This is a genomic window from Aquabacterium sp. A08, assembly GCF_011742065.1.
The window spans coordinates 1-346 of the sequence record NZ_JAAQQT010000325.1 but is presented as its reverse complement, the minus strand read 5'-3'; the positions used below and the strand labels follow the sequence as shown (position 1 = coordinate 346).

Genomic DNA, 346 nt, shown 5'->3' with positions numbered 1-346 from the left:
GTGGCGCAGGCGCGCGGCGACGGTGCCCCGGTGCGCCTGGACGCGCCGGCCACGCCGGAACGGGTGTTGTGGGCGGTGTCGAAAGACGGCCCGCCAGGCCCCGCGCCCTGAACACCCCGGCCGGCGCGGCCCTGCGGTTACAGTCGGGTCCGTGCCCTTGTCCACCCCACCCGCCTTCGCCCCCAGCACCCTACCGGACGCGCGCCAGCGCATCGCCGCGGTCCAGGCCGCCCTGGCCCAGGCCGGCGTGTCGCTGCGTGCGCCACCGCCCGAGCCCACCACCTGTTGCGGCCGGGGCTGCAACGGCTGTGTCTGGGAAGGCTATTACGCCGCCCTGACCTTCTGG

The 346-nt window shown here is 76.3% G+C and carries 1 protein-coding gene; it reads left to right on the top strand.

Features of this window, described 5'->3' with window-relative positions:
• Positions 1–151: 151 nt before the first annotated feature.
• Positions 152–346, top strand: a 195-nt coding sequence (locus tag HA630_RS01830) for an oxidoreductase-like domain-containing protein (protein WP_371809181.1), incomplete at its 3' end; no start/stop codon positions are given.